This is a genomic window from Phreatobacter aquiterrae, assembly GCF_053471285.1.
Genome location: NZ_JBJPHW010000002.1, coordinates 365,412 through 382,430 on the forward strand (window position 1 = coordinate 365,412; position 17,019 = coordinate 382,430).

20 protein-coding genes are annotated in these 17,019 nt (G+C 70.3%); 7 read left to right on the forward strand and 13 right to left on the reverse strand.

Annotation, left to right across the window (positions count from 1 at the left end; genetic code table 11):
- Positions 1-75 precede the first annotated feature (75 nt).
- The 8 genes from ACJ4V0_RS04260 to ACJ4V0_RS04295 form a co-directional block, all read right to left on the reverse strand.
- Positions 76-531, reverse strand: a complete 456-nt coding sequence (locus ACJ4V0_RS04260) for an HK97 family phage prohead protease (protein ID WP_448298313.1) — start codon at positions 529-531, stop codon at positions 76-78.
- Entirely contained in the window at positions 531-716 is a 186-nt protein-coding gene (locus ACJ4V0_RS04265) for a hypothetical protein (RefSeq protein WP_448298314.1), read from the reverse strand. Before ACJ4V0_RS04265 ends, ACJ4V0_RS04260 begins: the two co-directional genes overlap by 1 nt.
- 11 nt (positions 717-727) lie before the next feature.
- Positions 728-964, reverse strand: a complete 237-nt coding sequence (locus tag ACJ4V0_RS04270) for a hypothetical protein (protein WP_448298315.1) — start codon at positions 962-964, stop codon at positions 728-730.
- Positions 965-1,226: 262 nt separating this feature from the next.
- A complete protein-coding gene (locus ACJ4V0_RS04275; RefSeq protein WP_448298316.1) occupies positions 1,227-2,378 on the reverse strand; it encodes a phage portal protein in 1,152 nt (383 codons plus the stop codon).
- A 43-nt stretch (positions 2,379-2,421) separates the two neighbouring features.
- The gene (locus ACJ4V0_RS04280) at positions 2,422-3,705 is read right to left on the reverse strand and encodes a DNA-packaging protein (protein ID WP_448298317.1); all 1,284 of its coding nucleotides are present in this window, start codon (positions 3,703-3,705) and stop codon (positions 2,422-2,424) included.
- On the reverse strand, positions 3,659-4,171 hold the full coding sequence (locus ACJ4V0_RS04285) for a hypothetical protein (protein ID WP_448298318.1): 513 nt from the start codon (positions 4,169-4,171) through the stop codon (positions 3,659-3,661). Before ACJ4V0_RS04285 ends, ACJ4V0_RS04280 begins: the two co-directional genes overlap by 47 nt.
- A 161-nt stretch (positions 4,172-4,332) precedes the next feature.
- Complete coding sequence (locus tag ACJ4V0_RS04290) at positions 4,333-4,524, reverse strand: CsbD family protein (protein WP_448298319.1); 192 nt, start codon at positions 4,522-4,524, stop codon at positions 4,333-4,335.
- A 111-nt stretch (positions 4,525-4,635) separates the two neighbouring features.
- Positions 4,636-7,185 carry a heavy metal translocating P-type ATPase gene (locus ACJ4V0_RS04295; protein WP_448298320.1) on the reverse strand — a complete coding sequence of 850 codons (2,550 nt, stop codon included), beginning with the start codon at positions 7,183-7,185 and terminating at the stop codon, positions 4,636-4,638.
- Between the two features lie 181 nt (positions 7,186-7,366).
- Between ACJ4V0_RS04295 and ACJ4V0_RS04300 the strand changes: the two genes are divergently transcribed.
- A complete protein-coding gene (locus tag ACJ4V0_RS04300) occupies positions 7,367-7,801 on the forward strand; it encodes a MerR family DNA-binding protein (protein WP_448298321.1) in 435 nt (144 codons plus the stop codon).
- A 3-nt stretch (positions 7,802-7,804) separates the two neighbouring features.
- On the opposite strand, the gene ACJ4V0_RS04305 is transcribed toward ACJ4V0_RS04300, so the two are convergent.
- Positions 7,805-8,146 (reverse strand): HigA family addiction module antitoxin, encoded by a 342-nt coding sequence (locus ACJ4V0_RS04305; protein WP_448298469.1) that lies wholly within the window; start codon positions 8,144-8,146, stop codon positions 7,805-7,807.
- Positions 8,147-8,376: 230 nt separating this feature from the next.
- Between ACJ4V0_RS04305 and ACJ4V0_RS04310 the strand changes: the two genes are divergently transcribed.
- Positions 8,377-8,919: a hypothetical protein gene (locus ACJ4V0_RS04310; RefSeq protein WP_448298322.1), complete on the forward strand. Its 543-nt coding sequence runs from the start codon at positions 8,377-8,379 to the stop codon at positions 8,917-8,919.
- Positions 8,920-8,945: 26 nt separating this feature from the next.
- Here the strand turns inward: ACJ4V0_RS04310 and ACJ4V0_RS04315 are convergent, their stop codons facing one another.
- The gene (locus ACJ4V0_RS04315) at positions 8,946-9,383 is read right to left on the reverse strand and encodes a DUF1330 domain-containing protein (protein WP_448298323.1); all 438 of its coding nucleotides are present in this window, start codon (positions 9,381-9,383) and stop codon (positions 8,946-8,948) included.
- Between the two features lie 45 nt (positions 9,384-9,428).
- The gene (locus ACJ4V0_RS04320) at positions 9,429-9,917 is read right to left on the reverse strand and encodes a YcgN family cysteine cluster protein (RefSeq protein ID WP_448298324.1); all 489 of its coding nucleotides are present in this window, start codon (positions 9,915-9,917) and stop codon (positions 9,429-9,431) included.
- A gap of 163 nt (positions 9,918-10,080) precedes the next feature.
- On the opposite strand from ACJ4V0_RS04320, the gene ACJ4V0_RS04325 reads away from it, so the two are divergent.
- Genes ACJ4V0_RS04325 through ACJ4V0_RS04335 form a run of 3 tightly spaced genes read left to right on the forward strand, consistent with a single transcriptional unit; the run spans position 10,081 to position 13,476 of the window.
- On the forward strand, positions 10,081-12,258 hold the full coding sequence (locus tag ACJ4V0_RS04325; protein WP_448298325.1) for a transglycosylase domain-containing protein: 2,178 nt from the start codon (positions 10,081-10,083) through the stop codon (positions 12,256-12,258).
- Positions 12,259-12,313: 55 nt separating this feature from the next.
- Positions 12,314-12,886, forward strand: a complete 573-nt coding sequence (locus tag ACJ4V0_RS04330; protein WP_448298326.1) for a DUF1214 domain-containing protein — start codon at positions 12,314-12,316, stop codon at positions 12,884-12,886.
- Entirely contained in the window at positions 12,883-13,476 is a 594-nt protein-coding gene (locus ACJ4V0_RS04335) for a DUF1254 domain-containing protein (protein ID WP_448298327.1), read from the forward strand. Before ACJ4V0_RS04330 ends, ACJ4V0_RS04335 begins: the two co-directional genes overlap by 4 nt.
- 321 nt (positions 13,477-13,797) lie before the next feature.
- On the opposite strand, the gene ACJ4V0_RS04340 is transcribed toward ACJ4V0_RS04335, so the two are convergent.
- Together ACJ4V0_RS04340 and ACJ4V0_RS04345 are read right to left on the reverse strand one after the other, a co-directional pair.
- Positions 13,798-14,640, reverse strand: a complete 843-nt coding sequence (locus ACJ4V0_RS04340; RefSeq protein WP_448298328.1) for a hypothetical protein — start codon at positions 14,638-14,640, stop codon at positions 13,798-13,800.
- A 49-nt stretch (positions 14,641-14,689) separates the two neighbouring features.
- Complete coding sequence (locus ACJ4V0_RS04345; RefSeq protein ID WP_448298329.1) at positions 14,690-14,887, reverse strand: hypothetical protein; 198 nt, start codon at positions 14,885-14,887, stop codon at positions 14,690-14,692.
- Positions 14,888-15,102: 215 nt separating this feature from the next.
- Here ACJ4V0_RS04345 and ACJ4V0_RS04350 point away from each other — a divergent pair, with 215 nt between their 5' ends.
- Positions 15,103-15,786 (forward strand): hypothetical protein, encoded by a 684-nt coding sequence (locus ACJ4V0_RS04350; RefSeq protein ID WP_448298330.1) that lies wholly within the window; start codon positions 15,103-15,105, stop codon positions 15,784-15,786.
- A gap of 131 nt (positions 15,787-15,917) precedes the next feature.
- A complete protein-coding gene (locus ACJ4V0_RS04355) occupies positions 15,918-17,009 on the forward strand; it encodes a hypothetical protein (RefSeq protein ID WP_448298331.1) in 1,092 nt (363 codons plus the stop codon).
- Positions 17,010-17,019 lie beyond the last annotated feature (10 nt).

A 17,019-nucleotide genomic window follows, 5' to 3' on the forward strand; every position in this document is an offset into this window, starting at 1 on the left:
GGTCCTCGGGGTTTGAGGGGGTGGAAACGACAAAGCCCCGCGCGATGGCGGGGCTGGGGGAGACAGGCGGAACGGTCAGGCGGCCACCCGCGTCACCCGCGCCCCGGCGAGCGCCGGGAAGGTGACGACCGAGACCTCCCAGAGGTCGACCTCGAGAAGGCGGCGGGGGCCGTCGCGGCGGCGGCGCTCGGCGCGCAGCGCCTTGAAGCCGATGGAGAGCCCGTCGACGGCGCCGGCGGCGAGGAGATCGCGCGCCTCGCGGCCGCGGGCGGTCAGCGTCACCAGGCGGCCGGTGACGCGCAGACCGACCGGGTCCTCGGCCAGCGACAGCCAGGTGCCGATGGGCTCGGCCGGGTCGTGCTGCCACAGCATGCGGATGCCGGCGGGGCCGCGCCTGAGCAGCGAGGCCGCGAAAGCGCCGCGCTCGACCACGTCGTTCTGCGCGTCGGGAATGCCGAAGAGCGAGGCATAGCCGGTGAAGAGGCCGGTCGCCGGGTCGAGCCGCGCCGGGGGAGCGTGCATGTCCAGCATCAGGCGGGCCTCCGGGCCTGGGGGATGCGGACCGGGTCGGGATCGAGGGTCCTGACACGGCCGCCCGCCGGCCCCGGCCGCGCCTTTTCGAGCGCCTCCAGCGTCTCGACGAAGCGGCGGAAGGGGTCGGCGGCAGGCATGGCGGGGCGGTCGCGCCGCGGCGCGGTCAGGCGGTCGATGAGCATGGCAAGGGTCCTCAGTCGTCGTGCGGGACGTCATCGCGCGGCAGGGAGCGGCGTAGCCCCGCCCGCTCGTTGAAGCGGGTCAGTTCGCGCACGAAGGCGTCGAAGCGGCGGTTGGCGGCGGCGAGCTCCCTGAGCGTCCAGACCAGCAGGCCGGTGGTCACCGCCGCCCACATGAACAGCGCCAGGGCGGCGATGTCGGCGCGCTCGACGAAGGCGCGGACGACGGGTTCGGCGCCCTGGGGGAGCATGGCGGTCCTTTCGGGGGATGAAGGCAGTCGGCAATAGGCAGTCGGCAGTCGGGCCGGGCGGAACGCCCCTCACCCTTCCCTCTCCCCGCAGGCGGGGAGAGGGGGACGACGACGTCTCGTCTGTCTTGTGTCCGACCTGCCTGGCGGAACGACCGATGGCGGAAAGCGACGCCTGTGCTCCCTCTCCCCGCCTGCGGGGAGAGGGAAGGGTGAGGGGCATTCCACAAAACCCGACTGCCTATTGCCGACTGCCGCCCATCCCTCATACCGCCGGCCTGTCCCGCGGATAGCCCAGCGCCTCGCGCTTCTCGCCCTCCGACAGGAAGCCGGCCTGCCCGATGCGCCGCCAGAGGCTCTCGCGCTCGGCGTGCAGCGCGCCAATGGCATCCTCGTCGGGGGTGGCGTGAAGCGTTCCCTCCGGCACCAGCCAGCCGGTGAGCGCCCCCATGATGCGGCGGGCGAGCGGCAGGGCGGTGTCGCGGTGGAAGGCGCGGTTCGCCTCCTGGTAGTTGGCGTAGGTGGCATCGCCCGGAATGCCGAGGACGAGCGGCGGCACGCCGAAGGCCAGCGCGATCTCGCGGGCGGCGCCGTGCTTGGCCTCCATGAAGTCCATGTCCTTCGGGGAGAGCGACAGCGCCTTCCAGTCAAGCCCGCCCTCCAGCAGCAGGGGGCGGCCGGCATTGCGGCTGCCGGAGAAACTCTCGGCGAGCTCGGCCTTCAGCCGCTCGTACTGGTCCTCGGAGAGCGTGCCGTCGCCGCCGGAATAGACGAGGGCCCCGGAGGGCCGGGCGGCATTGTCGAGCAGCGCCTTGGTCCAGGCGGTGGCGGCGTTGTGGATGTCGATGGCGCTCGCCGCCGCCGTGAGCGGCGACAGGCCGAAATGGTCGTCGAAGGGGTGCGGCAGGGTGAGATGCAGGACCGGCGGCACCGCGCCCTCCTGCGGGAAGCGCAGCGAACGGCCGTCGAGCTCGTAGAGATAGGCCGCGGGACGACCGTCGGCGCCGGGTACGAGGCGCATGCGGTCGGGGCGGAGCACGTGCAGTTCGCGCACCCGCTCTTCCACCGTCACCGCCTCCACATAGGCGTTGCCGGTGAGGAGGAGGTGCGTCGCCAGCACTTCGGCGAGGGCGACGCGGTCCTGGGTCTCGTTGGGACGCTCGATGAGGAGCGCCGCCGGGTGGGCCGAGGCATCGGCGCCGCCCTCCGTGAACTGGAAGGGGATCTCGGCGCTCGCGCGGGCGACGCGCGCCACCGCCCGCGCCGCCACAGGGTTCTTCGCCAGCGCCTCGGCATGGAAGCGCTTCGGCTCGGGCGAGGACCAGGAGGGGCGGCCGAGCGGCGACAGCGCCACAAGCGCGGCCGTGCGCGAGCGCTTCGCCTCGGGCGCGCCGAGGAGACGGGAGAGGAAGGACATTGGGGGTCTCCGCGAGGGGGCGGGAGGGGATGGAAAGCGACGTCTAAAGCCCCCGCACCCGCGCCTCGGCGCGCGGCCGAAGCGCCAGATGGGTCACCGCCCAGACGAGGGCGTCGAGCCGGTCGGGGCTGCGGCCGTTCGACAGGCCGTCCGGGCCGAAATCGGCGAGTTCGTCCTCCAGCGCCGGAAAGCGCCCGGTATGGCGGACGCGGCTCTGTGCATAGAGGGCGGCAACCGGCTCGGCGCGCAGGTGCTTGGAGCGCGCCGCGCGCACCGGCGTCACCGGCACGTCGGGCGCGACCTCTCCGATCACCGCCGCCACCATGTCGCCGCCCTGGTTGACCTCGACGACGAGGGCGTCGGCGTCGAGCTTGCGGTAGAGCGTCGCCGCCCTGCCCGCCCATTCGTGGGGTTTGAGCCCCTCGGCGCTCACATCCGCCAGGACAAAGACCGTGCCCTCCGCATCGAGGCCGCAGGCGACGATGCCGCAGGCATCCGCCCCCTTGCGGTGCGAGGCGGGAGGATCGACCGCCACGGCGATGCGCTTCAGCGCTGGCGGCGTCGCCACCCTCGCCGCCTCAATGGCGGCGCGGGAGAACAGCGCGCCGTCGCGGTCATCGATCAGTTCGCCGTCGAGTTCCTGCCGGCCGAGGCGGGTGCCGCCGTAGCGGGCCATCAGCGCCTTGACGACGCCGGGCGCGAGATTGGCGGCGTTGGCTGATGTCGCCGAGCGGGTGACGACGGTGTCGGCGTCGGCGAGGAGCCGCCGCATCAGCGGCGTGGCGCGCGGCGTCGTCGTCACCATGACGCGTGGCCGCTCGCCGAGGCGCAGCGCAAAGCTCAGCATGTCCCAGCTCGCCTCGGCGTGAACCCACTTGCCGGTCTCGTCCGCCCAGGCGGCGTCGAACTGCGGGCCGCGGAGCGCTTCCGGGTCCTCGGAGGAGAAACCGTGGGCGACGGCCCCGTTCGGCCAGACCAGGCGGCGGCGCGACGGCTCGAAGCGCGGGCGCTCGGCCGGAAAGCCACAGGCGCGAAGCCCCGAGACCCCCTCCACCATGACTTCGCGGACCTGGTCGATGGTTTCGCCAACGAGGGCGATGCGGCCGGCCTTCGGACCGTAGTCGTCGCGGCCATGAACGATGCCGTGAACCCATTCGGCCCCGGCGCGGGTCTTGCCGGCGCCGCGACCGCCGACGAAGGCCCAGACACGCCAGCGACCCGGCGGCGGCATCTGCTCGCGGCGGGCGAAGGCCGGCCAGAAGGCCCTCAGGCGGATGACATCATCCGGCTCCAGGCTTGCGACCCCCTCCGGACGGGCCCGGATCAAGTTGCGCCGCAATCGCCTCAGCCCAGGCGTCGGCGTCCACAGGCGCGGTGACGGACGGGGCATCGGCATCTCCGGCAGAGTCGCGGGCGGCGAGCGCCTTGCGGTCGAGGGCGCTGAGCCGGTCGAGGGTCGCGGCCAGTGCGCCGAGGCGACGGGCGGCTGTGGCGGAGGGACCGCCGAGGCTCGCCTCGACCGCCTCGATCTCGCGCTCGGCGGCGGCGAAGAGCCGGCGCACCAGGCGCGGCCGCTCCGGGCAGTCGGCCAGGCCCGGACAGGGCTTGCCGGCGTGGGAGGCCTCGACGAAGGCGTGCGGTGGCGCTTGCGCGGACCGCGGCGGTGACGGGCTCGCCGCCGCCCGGTGCGGAGCGGCAGGCCGGGCAAGTTCGGGGGCCGGTGTGGCGCGTCCTGCCGCCGGCAACGCGGCAGTGGCGGTCTCGGGTGCGGAGCGGTTGCGGGAGGGCGGCAAGAAGGCCTCCATCGGCGGCCGGCATGACAGCGCCGGAAACGACAACGCCCGGCCGGGGTTTCCCCCGCCGGGCGCAATTCTTCAATATGACGAAAACCTAGCCGACCAGCGTCACGCTGTCAAGGCTTATTTTCACATGATGATCATTTTTTCCGCAGGCGTCAGGCGCGGTCGACGACCTTCTTGATCGTGTCCTTGGCTTCGCCCTTCAGCTGCTGGGCCTCGCCCTTGATTTCCTGCATCTTGCCCTTGGCCTGCATTTCCTTGTTGTCGATGGCCTTGCCGACGGCCTGCTTGACGTTGCCGGAGGCCTTGTTGGCCATGCCCTTGATCTTGTCGCTGGTGCTGCCCATGAAATTCTCCTTCGCTGCGGGTACTGACGGGACAACAACGCGGCTTGAAGGAACAAGGTTCCACGGCCGAAGCGCGGTCGATCTCCGGACGCAGCCCGCCGCTGCCCGCTCTCATCCGTCCAGTTTCACGCTCCGCAGCCGCAGCGCATTGCCGATGACGCTGACCGAGGACAGCGACATCGCCGCCGCCGCGATCATCGGCGAGAGCAGCAGGCCGAAGGCCGGATAGAGCAGACCCGCCGCCACCGGCACGCCCAGCATGTTGTAGCCGAAGGCGAAAACTAGGTTCTGACGGATGTTGCGCATGGTCGCTTCCGACAGCCGGCGGGCCCGGACGAGCCCGGTGAGGTCGCCCTTCACCAGGGTGATGCCGGCGCTCTCCATGGCGACGTCGGTGCCGGTGCCCATGGCGATGCCTACATCGGCTGCGGCCAGAGCCGGGGCGTCGTTCACCCCGTCGCCGGCCATGGCGACGACGCGTCCCTCGGCCCGGTAGCGGGCGACGACGGCGGCCTTGCCCTCGGGCAGCACGTCGGCCTCGACGTCGGCGATGCCGAGGCTCCTGGCGACGGCGAGGGCCGTGGTGCGGTTGTCGCCGGTGAGCATGACGATGCGGATGCCCTCGTCCGCCAGCGCCTTCAGCGCGGCCGGGGTCGTCGCCTTGACCGGATCGGCAATGGCGATGACGGCGGCCGGCTTGCCGTTGACGGCGGCGAAGATCGCCGTGGCGCCGTCGCGTCGCAGCTCCTCCGCCCTCTCCGCCAGCGGCGCGACGTCGATGCCGAGTTCCTTCAGGAAGGCCGCCGAACCGAGCGTGACGCGCTTCCTCTCCACCATGCCGTAGGCGCCCTTGCCGGTGGGGGAATCGAAGCCCATCACCTTCGGGATGGCGATGCCCCGCTCCTCAGCGGCGCGGACGATGGCTTCCGCCAGCGGGTGCTCGGACGGTTTCTCGACAGCGGCGGCGAGGCGCAGCACCTCGGCCTCCTCGAAACCATCGGCCACGACGATGGCGGTGACCGCCGGGCGACCCTCGGTCAGCGTGCCGGTCTTGTCGATGATGAGGGTGTCGACCTTCTCCATGCGCTCCAGGGCTTCCGCGTCGCGGATCAGCACGCCGGCCTCGGCGCCGCGACCGACGCCGACCATGATCGACATGGGGGTGGCGAGGCCGAGGGCGCAGGGGCAGGCGATGATCAGCACCGAGACGGCCGCGACCAGGGCGAAGGCGAGTTGCGGCGGCGGGCCGAACAGCGCCCAGACGGTGAAGGCGAGAACGGCCACCGCCAGCACCACCGGCACGAACCAGCCCGACACCTGGTCGGCGAGGCGCTGGATCGGCGCCCGCGACCTCTGGGCGGTCGCCACCAGCTGGACAATGCGCGCCAGCATGGTGTCGCGGCCGACCTTCTCGGCGGTGATGACGAGGGCGCCGGAGCGGTTCAGCGTGCCGCCGATGGCATGGTCGCCGACCTCCTTGGTCACCGGCATCGACTCGCCGGTCACCATGCTCTCGTCGACCGCCGAGCGGCCCTCGGTGACCTTGCCGTCCACCGGCACCTTCTCGCCGGGACGGACGCGCAGCACATCGCCGACATGGACCTCGTCCAGCGGCACCTCGGCCTCGGTCCCATCCGCACCGATGCGGCGGGCGGTTTTCGGGGCGAGGTCGAGCAGGGCGCGGATGGCGCCGGAGGTGGCGTCGCGCGCCCTCAGCTCCAGCACCTGGCCGAGCAGGACCAGCACGGCGATCACCGCCGCCGCCTCGAAATAGACCGCGACGGTGCCGTGATGGTCACGGAAGGCGGCCGGGAACAGGCCGGGCGCCAGGGTGGCGACGACGGAGTAGGCCCAGGCGACGCCAGTGCCGATGGCGATCAGCGTGAACATGTTGAGGTTGCGCGTCTGCACCGACTGCCAGCCGCGGACGAAGAAGGGCCAGCCGGCCCAGAGGACCACCGGCGTGGCGAAGACCAGTTGCACCCAGTTGGACCAGCCGTGCGGCAGCGGATCCCAGCCGAAGAGGTGCCCGCCCATCTCCAGCGCCAGCACCGGCAGGGTGAGGACCAGGCCGGCCCAGAACCGCCGGGTCATGTCGATCAGCTCTTCGTTCGGGCCGGCGTCGGCCGTCACCATCATCGGCTCCAGCGCCATGCCGCAGATGGGGCAGGTGCCGGGACCGATCTGCTGGATCTCGAGATGCATCGGACAGGTGAACATCGTGCCTTCCGGCACCGGCTCGGCAGGCGGCGCGCTGGACGGATCGAGGTAGCGCTGCGGGTCCTTGGTGAACTTCACGACGCAGCCGGCCGAGCAGAAATAGTGCTCGATGCCCTTGTGAGTCGTCTTGTGCGGCGTCGTCAGGGGATCGACCGTCATGCCGCAGACGGGATCGATGACCTTGCCGTCGGCAACTGCCGCATCGGCGTGCCCGTGGCCATGGCTATGACCGTGATCGTGAGCAGGGCTGTGATCGTGAGCAGGTCCGTGCTCATGCCCCCCGCAGCAGCCGCCCGCATTCGCCGGGGCCGCCGTCGTCGCGACAGTGCCCTTGTCCTTGCCGCCGCAGCAGCCCTGGTCCGCGGCACCCGGCTGAACGGCCTCGGCCTTGCCTGCGCCACCGCAGCAGCCGCCGGGTGCCTTGTGATCGTGATCTGTCATGGACAGCCTCCCTCAGCTCTTGCGTCGGCGTGTAATCCTTCCCATCATGGGAAGGTCAAGTTCCGCGACTCCCGGTCGAGTGACGAGATCGGGACCGCATCGCCTCCCCGGCCGGGAAAGGTGGAGAAGGACAGCGGCTTCGCCCTCTTCAACCGATCGGACCATCAGAAGGATCCCGCCCATGAACATCGGACAGGCCTCGGCCGCCTCCGGCGTCTCCGCCAAGATGATCCGCTATTACGAGTCCATCGCCCTGTTGCCGGCAGCCGGGCGTCGCGACAGCGGCTATCGCGACTATGGCGAGGAGGACGTCCACCGTCTCGGCTTCGTCCGGCGGGCCCGCGACCTCGGCTTCTCCATCGATCAGATCCGCTCGCTCCTGGCGCTGTGGGGCGATACTGGGCGGTCCAATGCCGATGTCCGCGCCATCGCCCAGACCCACCTCAAGGAGATGGAGGACCAGGCCCGCAAGCTGCAGGACATGATCGCAACACTGAAGGCGCTGGTCGGCTCCTGCGAGAAGGGACGGCGCAGCGCCTGCCCGATCATCGAGGAGCTCGGCGATCACCGGCCCGCCCCGGCGGCGGCGGCGAGGAAGACGCGGCGCGCGGCGTGAGGGTCAGGCCGCCCTGACTGGCCGGATGGCCGAGAGGTCGGCGGTCTGCGCGGCGATCTGCAGGTCGTACCTGCTCTGCATATTCATGAACCACTGCGGATCGACGCCGAACGCCTTGCCGAGCCGCAGGGCAACGGCGGCCGAAATGCCCTGCCGGCCGTGGGCGATCTCGTTGATCCGGCTGCGCGGGACGCCGATGGCCTTGGCCAGCGCATAGACCGAAAGTCCCATCGGCTCGAGGAACTCCTCGCGCAGAATTTCACCGGGATGGGGCAGCGGAACGGTCCGGGACATGGCTCGCCTCCTCAGTGATAGTCGCAGAACGCGCTGGCAGAAGCATCGCAGTAGCTCACCGCGATCGTCGCTCGTAGAATTGTACCCGACCCGTCGGGACGAGGATTGGGCAATCCCCGCAGGCGCCAGCCCAACTCTATGCGACATGGAGCCTGACAATCCCGCTGTGACATGGTGACCAAGCGCGTCCCAACAATCATCCTGTGGTCGGTATAATACGAATTCGACCACGGTAGAGTCGCTCTGCGATGGGCAGTTCGCAAGAACTCAGAGAACGTCAGATGTCTATGCCAGATCCTCGCCGCGATTTTCGCCGCAAAGAATTCGACGTGTTCGCGGCGGAGCTTGGTCGGACGCTACTCATCTGGAATGATTTGCATTTGTCGATTGGGGGGATCTTTTGGGCGCTAACCAAGATTCCAAATGCTCTCATTCCAGGCGCCATTTGGCACGCACTTAAGGTCGATCGCGCGCAGCGCGATATGGCGCTGGCATTGGCGCAGCTCGATGCTTTCGGCCACGACATCCCGCTAGTTCTACGAACGGAGATCAAGTGGCTCCTTGATCGCGTCGAGGGCCTTGAACAGGACCGCAACAACCTGGCGCACTCACCCTTCTTTGAGGCTCAAGGACGAATCTCAACGCTGCATTTGGGGCAACACAAAAGGGGCCTGGAGATCGAAAATCGAGACCCAGTCGCATATTGCAGATGGTTCTACGACACCGCGGTGTGCCTCCGCGATTACGCCGGATGCTTGGAGGACGCGATCCGACAACAACAGCAAACGGCACCCCCACGGCCCAAGCTCCCAACTAGGACGTAGTGCAGAGCAGAAGAGGACCAGCCCTCTCACTCCTCCTCGCCGAAGCCCTCGCCCGGCTGGCCCGGTGTCATGCGGATGAGCCGGGAATCCGCCACCGCGGCCTGCCGGTGCTTCACCGCCTCGCGGTAGGCGGGGTCGCGGATCATGTCGATGAAGGCCTGTCCCGACGGATAGGCGGCGATGAAGGCGATGTCCCAGCGCTCGGCTTCCGGGCCGATCAGCGTCAGGTCGGGGCGGCCGATCCAGACGATGCGGCCGCCAAGGCGGCGGAAGATCGGCCCGCTCTCGCGGCCATAGGCGGCATAGGCCTCGCGGCCCGTCGCCTTGCGCCCGTCCGGATAGGCGGCCTCGGCCCGCACCCTGACGAGGTTCAGCATGTGGACCGGCGCGTCGCGGGGCAGGTCCTTGAACAGGGCGAAGCGCTCTTTCGACGGGTCGACGTGTCCCTGCGTCTCGTCAGCCATGGCGGCATCCTCCCGTGGTCCGGCCATGCGCCATGATGACCGGCTTCAGTCGATTTCCTGACCCGGCCATTCGGCCAGATGGTGTTCGAGGTCCTGCAGCGCCTCGAGGTCATGCTCCCACGCCGTGATGCGGCCGCGCACCGAGACGCCGGCCTGATGCACCGTCTCCGGATCGCCGGAGACCAGCGGGTGCCACCAGTAGAGATCGCGGCCTTCGGCGACGAGCCGGTAGCCGCAGGTCGGCGGCAGCCATGGCAGGGTCCGGGCCTCCTCCGGCGTCAGGCGAACGCAGTCCGGCACCTTGTCCTGCCGGTTCGGGTAGTCGCGGCAGCGGCATGATTCGCCGTCCAGCAGGGTGCAGGCGACCGAGGTGAAGTGGATCTGGCCGGTATCCTCGTCCTCGAGCTTGTTCAGGCAGCAGCGGGCGCAGCCGTCGCACAGGCTCTCCCATTCGGCCTCGCTCATCGCCTCGAGGCTCTTCACCTGCCAGAACGGCGCCTCCGGGGCGCCCTTCCCTGTCACGTCATCGGCCATGAACGGCCTGCTCCTCGTGCTGCGACGACCTAGGCTCCGGCCGGGCCCGCAGTAACCTTGTTGTCAGAGAACCATGCGCCGGGCGCCTCGCCGTTGGCTCGCCCTGCCGATCTCCGATATGGTAAGCGGATCGTCAAGAGTTCACCCGGAAAGGGTTCCCGGCTTGAGTGATCCTCAGCCCAGCGGCGGGTGGGGCGGCGCCATCAGGCGCTTCTTCCTCGACCTCGACGCCCGACTGAACGACGGGGCCTGGCGCCTCGCCGGGATGCTCGGCCGTGGCTGGGAGAAGCTTGCCGACCTCGCCGACCGGGTGCAGCTCTACGGCTGGAAGCGCGTCGGGGCGGAGGTCGCCTCGGAGGGCATGACCCTCGGCACCGGCGGCCTCGTCGTGCTGCTCATGCTCGCCATCCCCGCCTTCCGCGAGACGGCCGACGACTGGCGCAAGCGCTCCGAACTCTCCGTCGTGTTCCAGGACCGCTACGGCAACGAGGTCGGCCGGCGCGGCATCCGCCACAACGACTCCGTGCCGCTGGAGGAGTTTCCCGACCACCTGATCAAGGCGGTGCTGGCGACGGAGGACCGGCGCTTCTATGAGCACTACGGCATCGACCTCATCGGCACGTTCCGGGCGCTGGCCACCAATGCCCGCGCCGGCGGCGTCGTGCAGGGCGGCTCGACGCTGACCCAGCAGCTCGCCAAGAACCTGTTCCTCACCAACGAACGATCCATCGAGCGCAAGATCAAGGAGGCCTTCCTCGCCCTGTGGCTGGAGGCGCGGGCCAGCAAGAACGAAATCCTCAAGACCTATCTCGACCGCGCCTACATGGGCGGCGGCGCCTTCGGGGCGGAGGCGGCCTCGGAGTATTATTTCGGCAAGTCGGTACGCGACGTGACGCTGGCCGAGGCGGCGCTGCTCGCCGGCCTGTTCAAGGCGCCGACGCGCTTTGCCCCGCACGTCAACCTGCCGGCGGCGCGCGCCCGGGCCAACACCGTGCTCGACAATCTGGTCGAGGCCGGTTTCATGACCGAGGGCCAGGTGTTCGGCGCCCGCCGCAATCCGGCGACGCCCGTCGACCGCAAGGACGACGCCGTTCCCAACTACTATCTCGACTACGCCTTCGAGGACGTGAAGCGGCTGGTGGCGGCAACCCCGTCCCTCGTCGACCGGGTGCTGACCGTGCGCACCGGCCTCGACCTGACGATCCAGAAGCAGGCGGAACTCTCCATCGAGAGCATCATCCGCCAGTATGGCGGCGACTACGGCGCGAGCCAGGCCGCAGCCGTGGTGATGGACGTCGACGGCACGGTGCGCGCCATCGTCGGCGGCCGCGACTACGGCACCAGCCAGTTTAACCGCGCCACCGAGGCGATGCGCCAGCCCGGCTCCTCGTTCAAGCCGATCGTCTATGGCACCGCCATGCGCGAGGGGCTGATCAACGGCCGCTCGGTGGTCGTCGACCGGCCGATCTGCCTCGGCAACTGGTGCCCGCAGAACTATGGCCGCAGCTTCTCCGGCTCGACGACGGTGACCGCCGCCCTGGTCCGGTCGATCAACTCGATCCCGGTCATCCTGACCCAGCAGATGGGCCGCGGCGACAGCCGCATCGGCCGGCAGAAGATCATCGCCACGGCGCGCGAGATGGGCATCACCCGCCCGCTCACCGATTCCGCGCCTCTCCCGATCGGCGCGGCGGAGGTGACGCTGGTCGAGCTCACCACCTCCTATGCGACCTTCGCCGCGGGCGGCCTCAGTGTCCAGCCGCATGCGGCGATCGAAATCCGCAATTCCTCCGGCGAACTGGTCTGGCGCGCCGACCGCGACCTGCCGGCCCGCCGCCGCGTCTTCACCCCGCAGGTGGCGGCGGACATGAACGGCATCATGGTCGGCGTCGTCGAATCCGGCACCGGCCGCCGGGCGCAGGTGCCGACCGTGCAGGTCGGCGGCAAGACCGGCACGACCAATTCCTACCGTGATGCTCTGTTCGTCGGCTATTCCGGCCAGTTCGTCACGGGCGTCTGGTACGGCAACGACGACTATTCCGAAACCAACCGCATGACCGGCGGCTCGCTGCCCGCGATGACCTTCTCGCAGATCATGGCGGCCGCCCATCAGGGGCTCGATCGCAAGCCGATCTTCGGCCTCACCATCGCCCCGCGGCCGACGCCCGGTGCGCCGGCATCGGCGCCGGTGCCGCAGGCCGGCGTTCCCGACCGTCCCCAGGTTCTCTCGCGGCACTCGCTGGAGGTGCTCGGGCGTATCGACCTGCTGCTGCGCGATGCCGCCGAGACCAACCGGCCGGGACCGCTGTCGGCCGGGCCGGCGCGCTCCCTCCTGCGCTGACCGCGGGGGCAACGGGGTGATACCCATGGCAGGCCAACGGAAGGACAGTCGCTAGATGCGCGCGCTTCCCGGCATCCTGCTGGCGATGGGGATCGGCGCCGTGACGGGCCTCGGGCTGACCGCCTTCTCCGTCGGCGGCGGCACCGGCGCCGGCACGCTGCGCATCGGCGCCTGGCAGGTGACGCCGAAGGCCGGCACGACCGACGCCGATCCCTATGCCCGCGCCGTGGCGGCGCGCCTCGGCGCCCTGCCGCTGGCCCTCGCCGACGGCCTCGCCGTCATCGCGGACCGGGACAGCGCCGGCGGACCTCTCGACGGTCGCTGCACCTACAAGGTCGCCGGCGCCATGCCGCCGGCCCGCTTCTGGACGCTCACCGTAGCCAACGCCGACTATCGCGCCGTGGTGGCCGAGGGCGTGCGCCAGGGCTTCACCAGCTATGAGATCGTCCGCGCCGCCGATGCCCCCGATGAGATCGTCGTCGCCCCGGAGGCGCGGCCGGGCAACTGGCTGCCATCGGGAGGCGCACCCGACATTCGCCTGATCCTGAGGCTCTACGACACGCCCATCGCCACGACGATCTCCTCCGGCACGCTGCTGCCCGCGGTCACCCGGGTGGGCTGCCCATGAGGATGCCGCCCCTGGTCAGAAGCGTCGTGGGAACGGTGCCCTGGGTCGTGGCCGGCCTGCTGCTCGGCGTCGCCGTGCATATCCTGTCGGTCTTCGCCCTGCCCCGCCTCGCGCCACAGGACGCCCGCTCGCGCCTTGCCGACGTCACCACCGTCAACCGCGTCACGACGCTGTCCGGGCGAAGCGAGGTCGTGCTGCCGCTGGCCGACCCGGCCTTCGAGACCGCGGTGTGCCGCTTCGACCTCACCGCCGGGGCGCTGCATGTCCGCGCGCCGGTGACGCCGCACTACACGGCGATCGCGCTCTATACATCAACCGGCATCGCCTTCGGCGCGATCAACGACCGGGCGGCGACGCGGCGCACGCTCGACCTCTTCGTTGTCACCCAGGCGCAGCGCCGGGAGCTGTCCACCGACGAGGAGGACACGGCGGCCGACAATCTCATCCTCGTCTCGCCCACCGTCGAGGGCTTCGTGCTGATCCGGGCGCTGGCGGTGCAGCCGAGCCTCGCGCCAATCATCCGGGAGCAACTGGCCTCGCAGTCCCTGTGCGAGATCCTGACGCCCGAGCAGGCGCCGGCGACGCAGTAGGTGGGAGGCCGCTGGCCAATTGCCAGGCTCCCTGAGGCCGGTTCTTCTGCCCCTCACCCCGCCGCCCCTCACCCTTCCCTCTCCCCGCAGGCGGGGAGAGGGTGACTTCGATGTCCCGTCCTTCTCTCGTCCGTCCTACCCAGCGGAATGGCCGACACGCGAACGCGACGCCAGAGCAACCCTCTCCCCGCCTGCGGGGAGAGGGAAGGGTGAGGGGCAAGGGTCACTGCTGAGGGGAATGGATCACCGCTGAGGGGCAAGGGCACCAGTACGGAGCGGACGGACAGCAAGGTGGCGGTACACGATCCTCTGCCCGGCCTCCTACTTGCTGATGATCACCTCTTCCGGCGGCGGCGAGCGCGGGAAGTAGCGCGGCGGGGCCTGCTCAACGCCGATGGAGCCGCGGGCGGGCCCGGCGGCGCAGAGGTTGTCGAATTCCCGAATGTCCTCCAGCAGCCCGCGCAGTTCGCGCTCGGCCATCACCGCCTCGATTTCCGGGGTGGCGACCATCTGGGTGTTGAGCGCGCAGCGATAGGCGTCGGCATGCTGGCGCAGGCCGTGGCGCACCCAGGCGACGATGGTGCGGTTTTCGGCGATGCGGTCGCGGGCCGAGCGGACCTCGACCGGCGTCAGGTTCGGAATGTGGCCGAGCGCGCCGTCGCGGACCCGGTCGGCTTCCGCCACCTCCCGCGCCTTCACGCAGAAGGGCCGGATGCGCTGGCGGTCGGCGCGCATGTCATCGGTCATGCGGATGAAGCGCGACTTGGACGACTGGTAGTCCTCCCGCGCCAGCGTCCGGCAATAGCCGCGCGGGTCGGGATCGAAGCGGACGGGATCGCCGATTCGGGTGCGGCGCAACTCGGCCCAGAACTGGTTCCAGCGGTCGAACGGGTGGGTCGGCATCATCAGGCCGTAGCCGAGTTGGCGCAGCTCGCGTTCGGCGTCGGTGAAGGAGTAGCCGGAGACGGGCTCGCCGCGATGGCGGGCGGCATGGCCTCCGGCCCAGGGCATGATCTCGTCGTTGAGCACGTTCGGCGCGGGGCGGCCGAGATCGCCCTGCGGCGCGCAGGCCGTCAGCAAGGCCAGCGCGACCGCGGTCGCAGCGTGACGCAGCAGAGCAAAAACGGGGCTCCCGGTCGCCGATGGCGGGGGCACCTGAGGCATGCGAAGGCCTTCCCGGAGAGGATCGCCGCCCGTTCTCGGGATAGAGGGGTCAGGCGCTCCTGCGCCTGCGCTTCGGCCGGTCGCCGCCCTTGCGGGGCGGATCGACGGTCAGGATGGGCGGCGGGGGAAGATCATGGCGTTCGACGCGCACCACCGGCAGCAGCAGAATCTGGCCGGCCGCGGCAGTACCCGCATCGGGGCGCAGGATGCGCCGGCGCTCGAGCGGGAAGCGAATGACGGAACCCATAAACCCCTCCTTTGCGCCTGCCCTCCAATGCGGCCATGCCCGGCGACCATTCGCCGACGCGCAGGGCCATTAAGAAACTCCTTTGGTTAACGAGTCGTTACCCGGTCGCCCCGCCCTGCGATGTCGCCGGACGGCACGGCAGGCCCGCGGCAGGCCGGGTTGACGCCGACGTCCGCAGGCCGCCGCATGGGAAGGTCTTCCGCGAGGAAAAGCCCATGTCCGATCCGCTCTTCTATGTCGTCGAGATCGACCTGCCCGCGGATGATCCAGAGAGGGATCTTGCGGTCTTCCGCTCGTGGTACGCCAACGTCCACGCCCCGCATCTCTACGAGGCGGGCTTCACCACCTGCACCTCCTATCGCGGCATTTCCGGCGCCATGCAGATCGTCGACATCTACCAGGCGCCGGACTGGAGCATCTTCGAGAGTGAGCGTTTCGCCCGCTACCGGCGCATCGCCGCCGCCGATCCGCACCTGCCGTCCTTCATGCCGGCGATCCCCAATATCCGCACGCCCTATGTCCACGCCGATCCGGCCCGCGAGGCGCACGCGCCGCTCGCCGTCGACTGGATCACCCTCTGGCGCCTCGATGCGGATGCGGCGCTGACGGCGCGGCTGGCGGACTGGCTCGACACGGAGGGGGGGGCCTTGCTACAGGCCCGCGGCATTGACCGGGTGAGGCTGCTCAGGCGCACCCGCCCTGCCCCGACCGGCACGTCGAACCGGCCCGCCGCGGCGCTGGTGCTGGAATCGGCGCACCGCCCGCCGGACGACGTCATCGATGCCAGCGCGGCTCCGGCCTTCCTGACGGCCGCACTCGGCGCCGCGCCGCACTTCTGCGGCTACCGGCTCTATCCCTGGCCGGACGATGCAACTCTCATGGCGGGTCCCGCTGCCTGACCCGGTTGTCGGAAGGGGAGATTTGGAAGCCTGCCCAAATGGTTAACGACACGTTGTCACTAACGGATCATTAGCGAAGTCATTCGTATTGTCGGCAGTCGTTCCTCCGGCAATCCGGTCGCCCCTTCCGCATGTCGTCCTCCAGCCTTCCCAGCGTCCAGCGTCTCATCGGTCTCGCGCGGTCGAACGGCATCGACGTGCGGCCGACGCTGCTGAGGGTCCTGGTCGACCAGTTCGTCATCGACAGCCATCATCCGGCCGCGGAGGTGACGCGGTTCGGCGAACTCGTCCTCAACCTGCTGCCCAAGTCCAGCGAGACCGACCGCGCCATCGTCGCGGAGAAGCTCGCCGGGCATCGGCAGACGCCGACGGCGGTCGCCCGGCGGCTCGCCGCAGACGTCGGCGCCGTCGCCCGACCGGTCCTGCTGCACAGCCGGGCGCTGTCCGACGACGACCTGTTCCTGGCGGTGCGCTCCGGCGACCTCGCCAAGGCGCTGGCCGTGGCCGAGCGCGACGATATCGGCCTTGCCGCGCTGGTGGCGCTGGAGGAGATGGACGACCCGGTGATCAGGGCCGCCCTCGCGGCGCGCGTCGGTCGGGTTCCAGCCCCTGCCCGCACGTCCTCCGGCTCAGGCCCGGCCGAGATCGGCCGGCGTTTCCTCTCGGGTTCGGCCAGCCAGCGCGAATCCATCATTGCCGAACTCGCCATGAGCCCGACCACCCTGCCGCCCGGCGCTGGTCCTCGCGCCGCCGAACTCGGCCAGGGGCTGGAGGTCGCCGCCCTGTCGCGCCGCGCCCATGCGCTCGCCGAGGCCGTCGCCCGGGCCTTTGCGCTGGAGCCGTCGCTGGCAGGACGCATCGCCGGCGATCCCGGCGGCGAGCCCCTGGTCGTCTGCGCCCGCGCCTTCGACCTCGGCCCGCAGGCGACCACCCGCATCCTGCTCTTCGCCCACGAGGCCATCGGCACGTCGGTCGAGCGCATCTACGCGCTCGCGGCGCTCTACGAGGCCATGCCGAGGGTCGCTGCCGTGACGATCCTGCGCTCCTGGCAGGCCGCGGCGGGCCAGGAAGTGGTGGCACGGACGACCCGGCACCAGCCGGTCTATGCGGCGGATGCGTCCGACAGGGTCGGCGCCCGGCAGGCGGCCTCGACCACGGGACGCACCGCGCCGCGCGCGCCGTCGGCACGGCCGGCCACGAACCGCACCTTCAAGGGTTCCTGAGGTCGGGTCG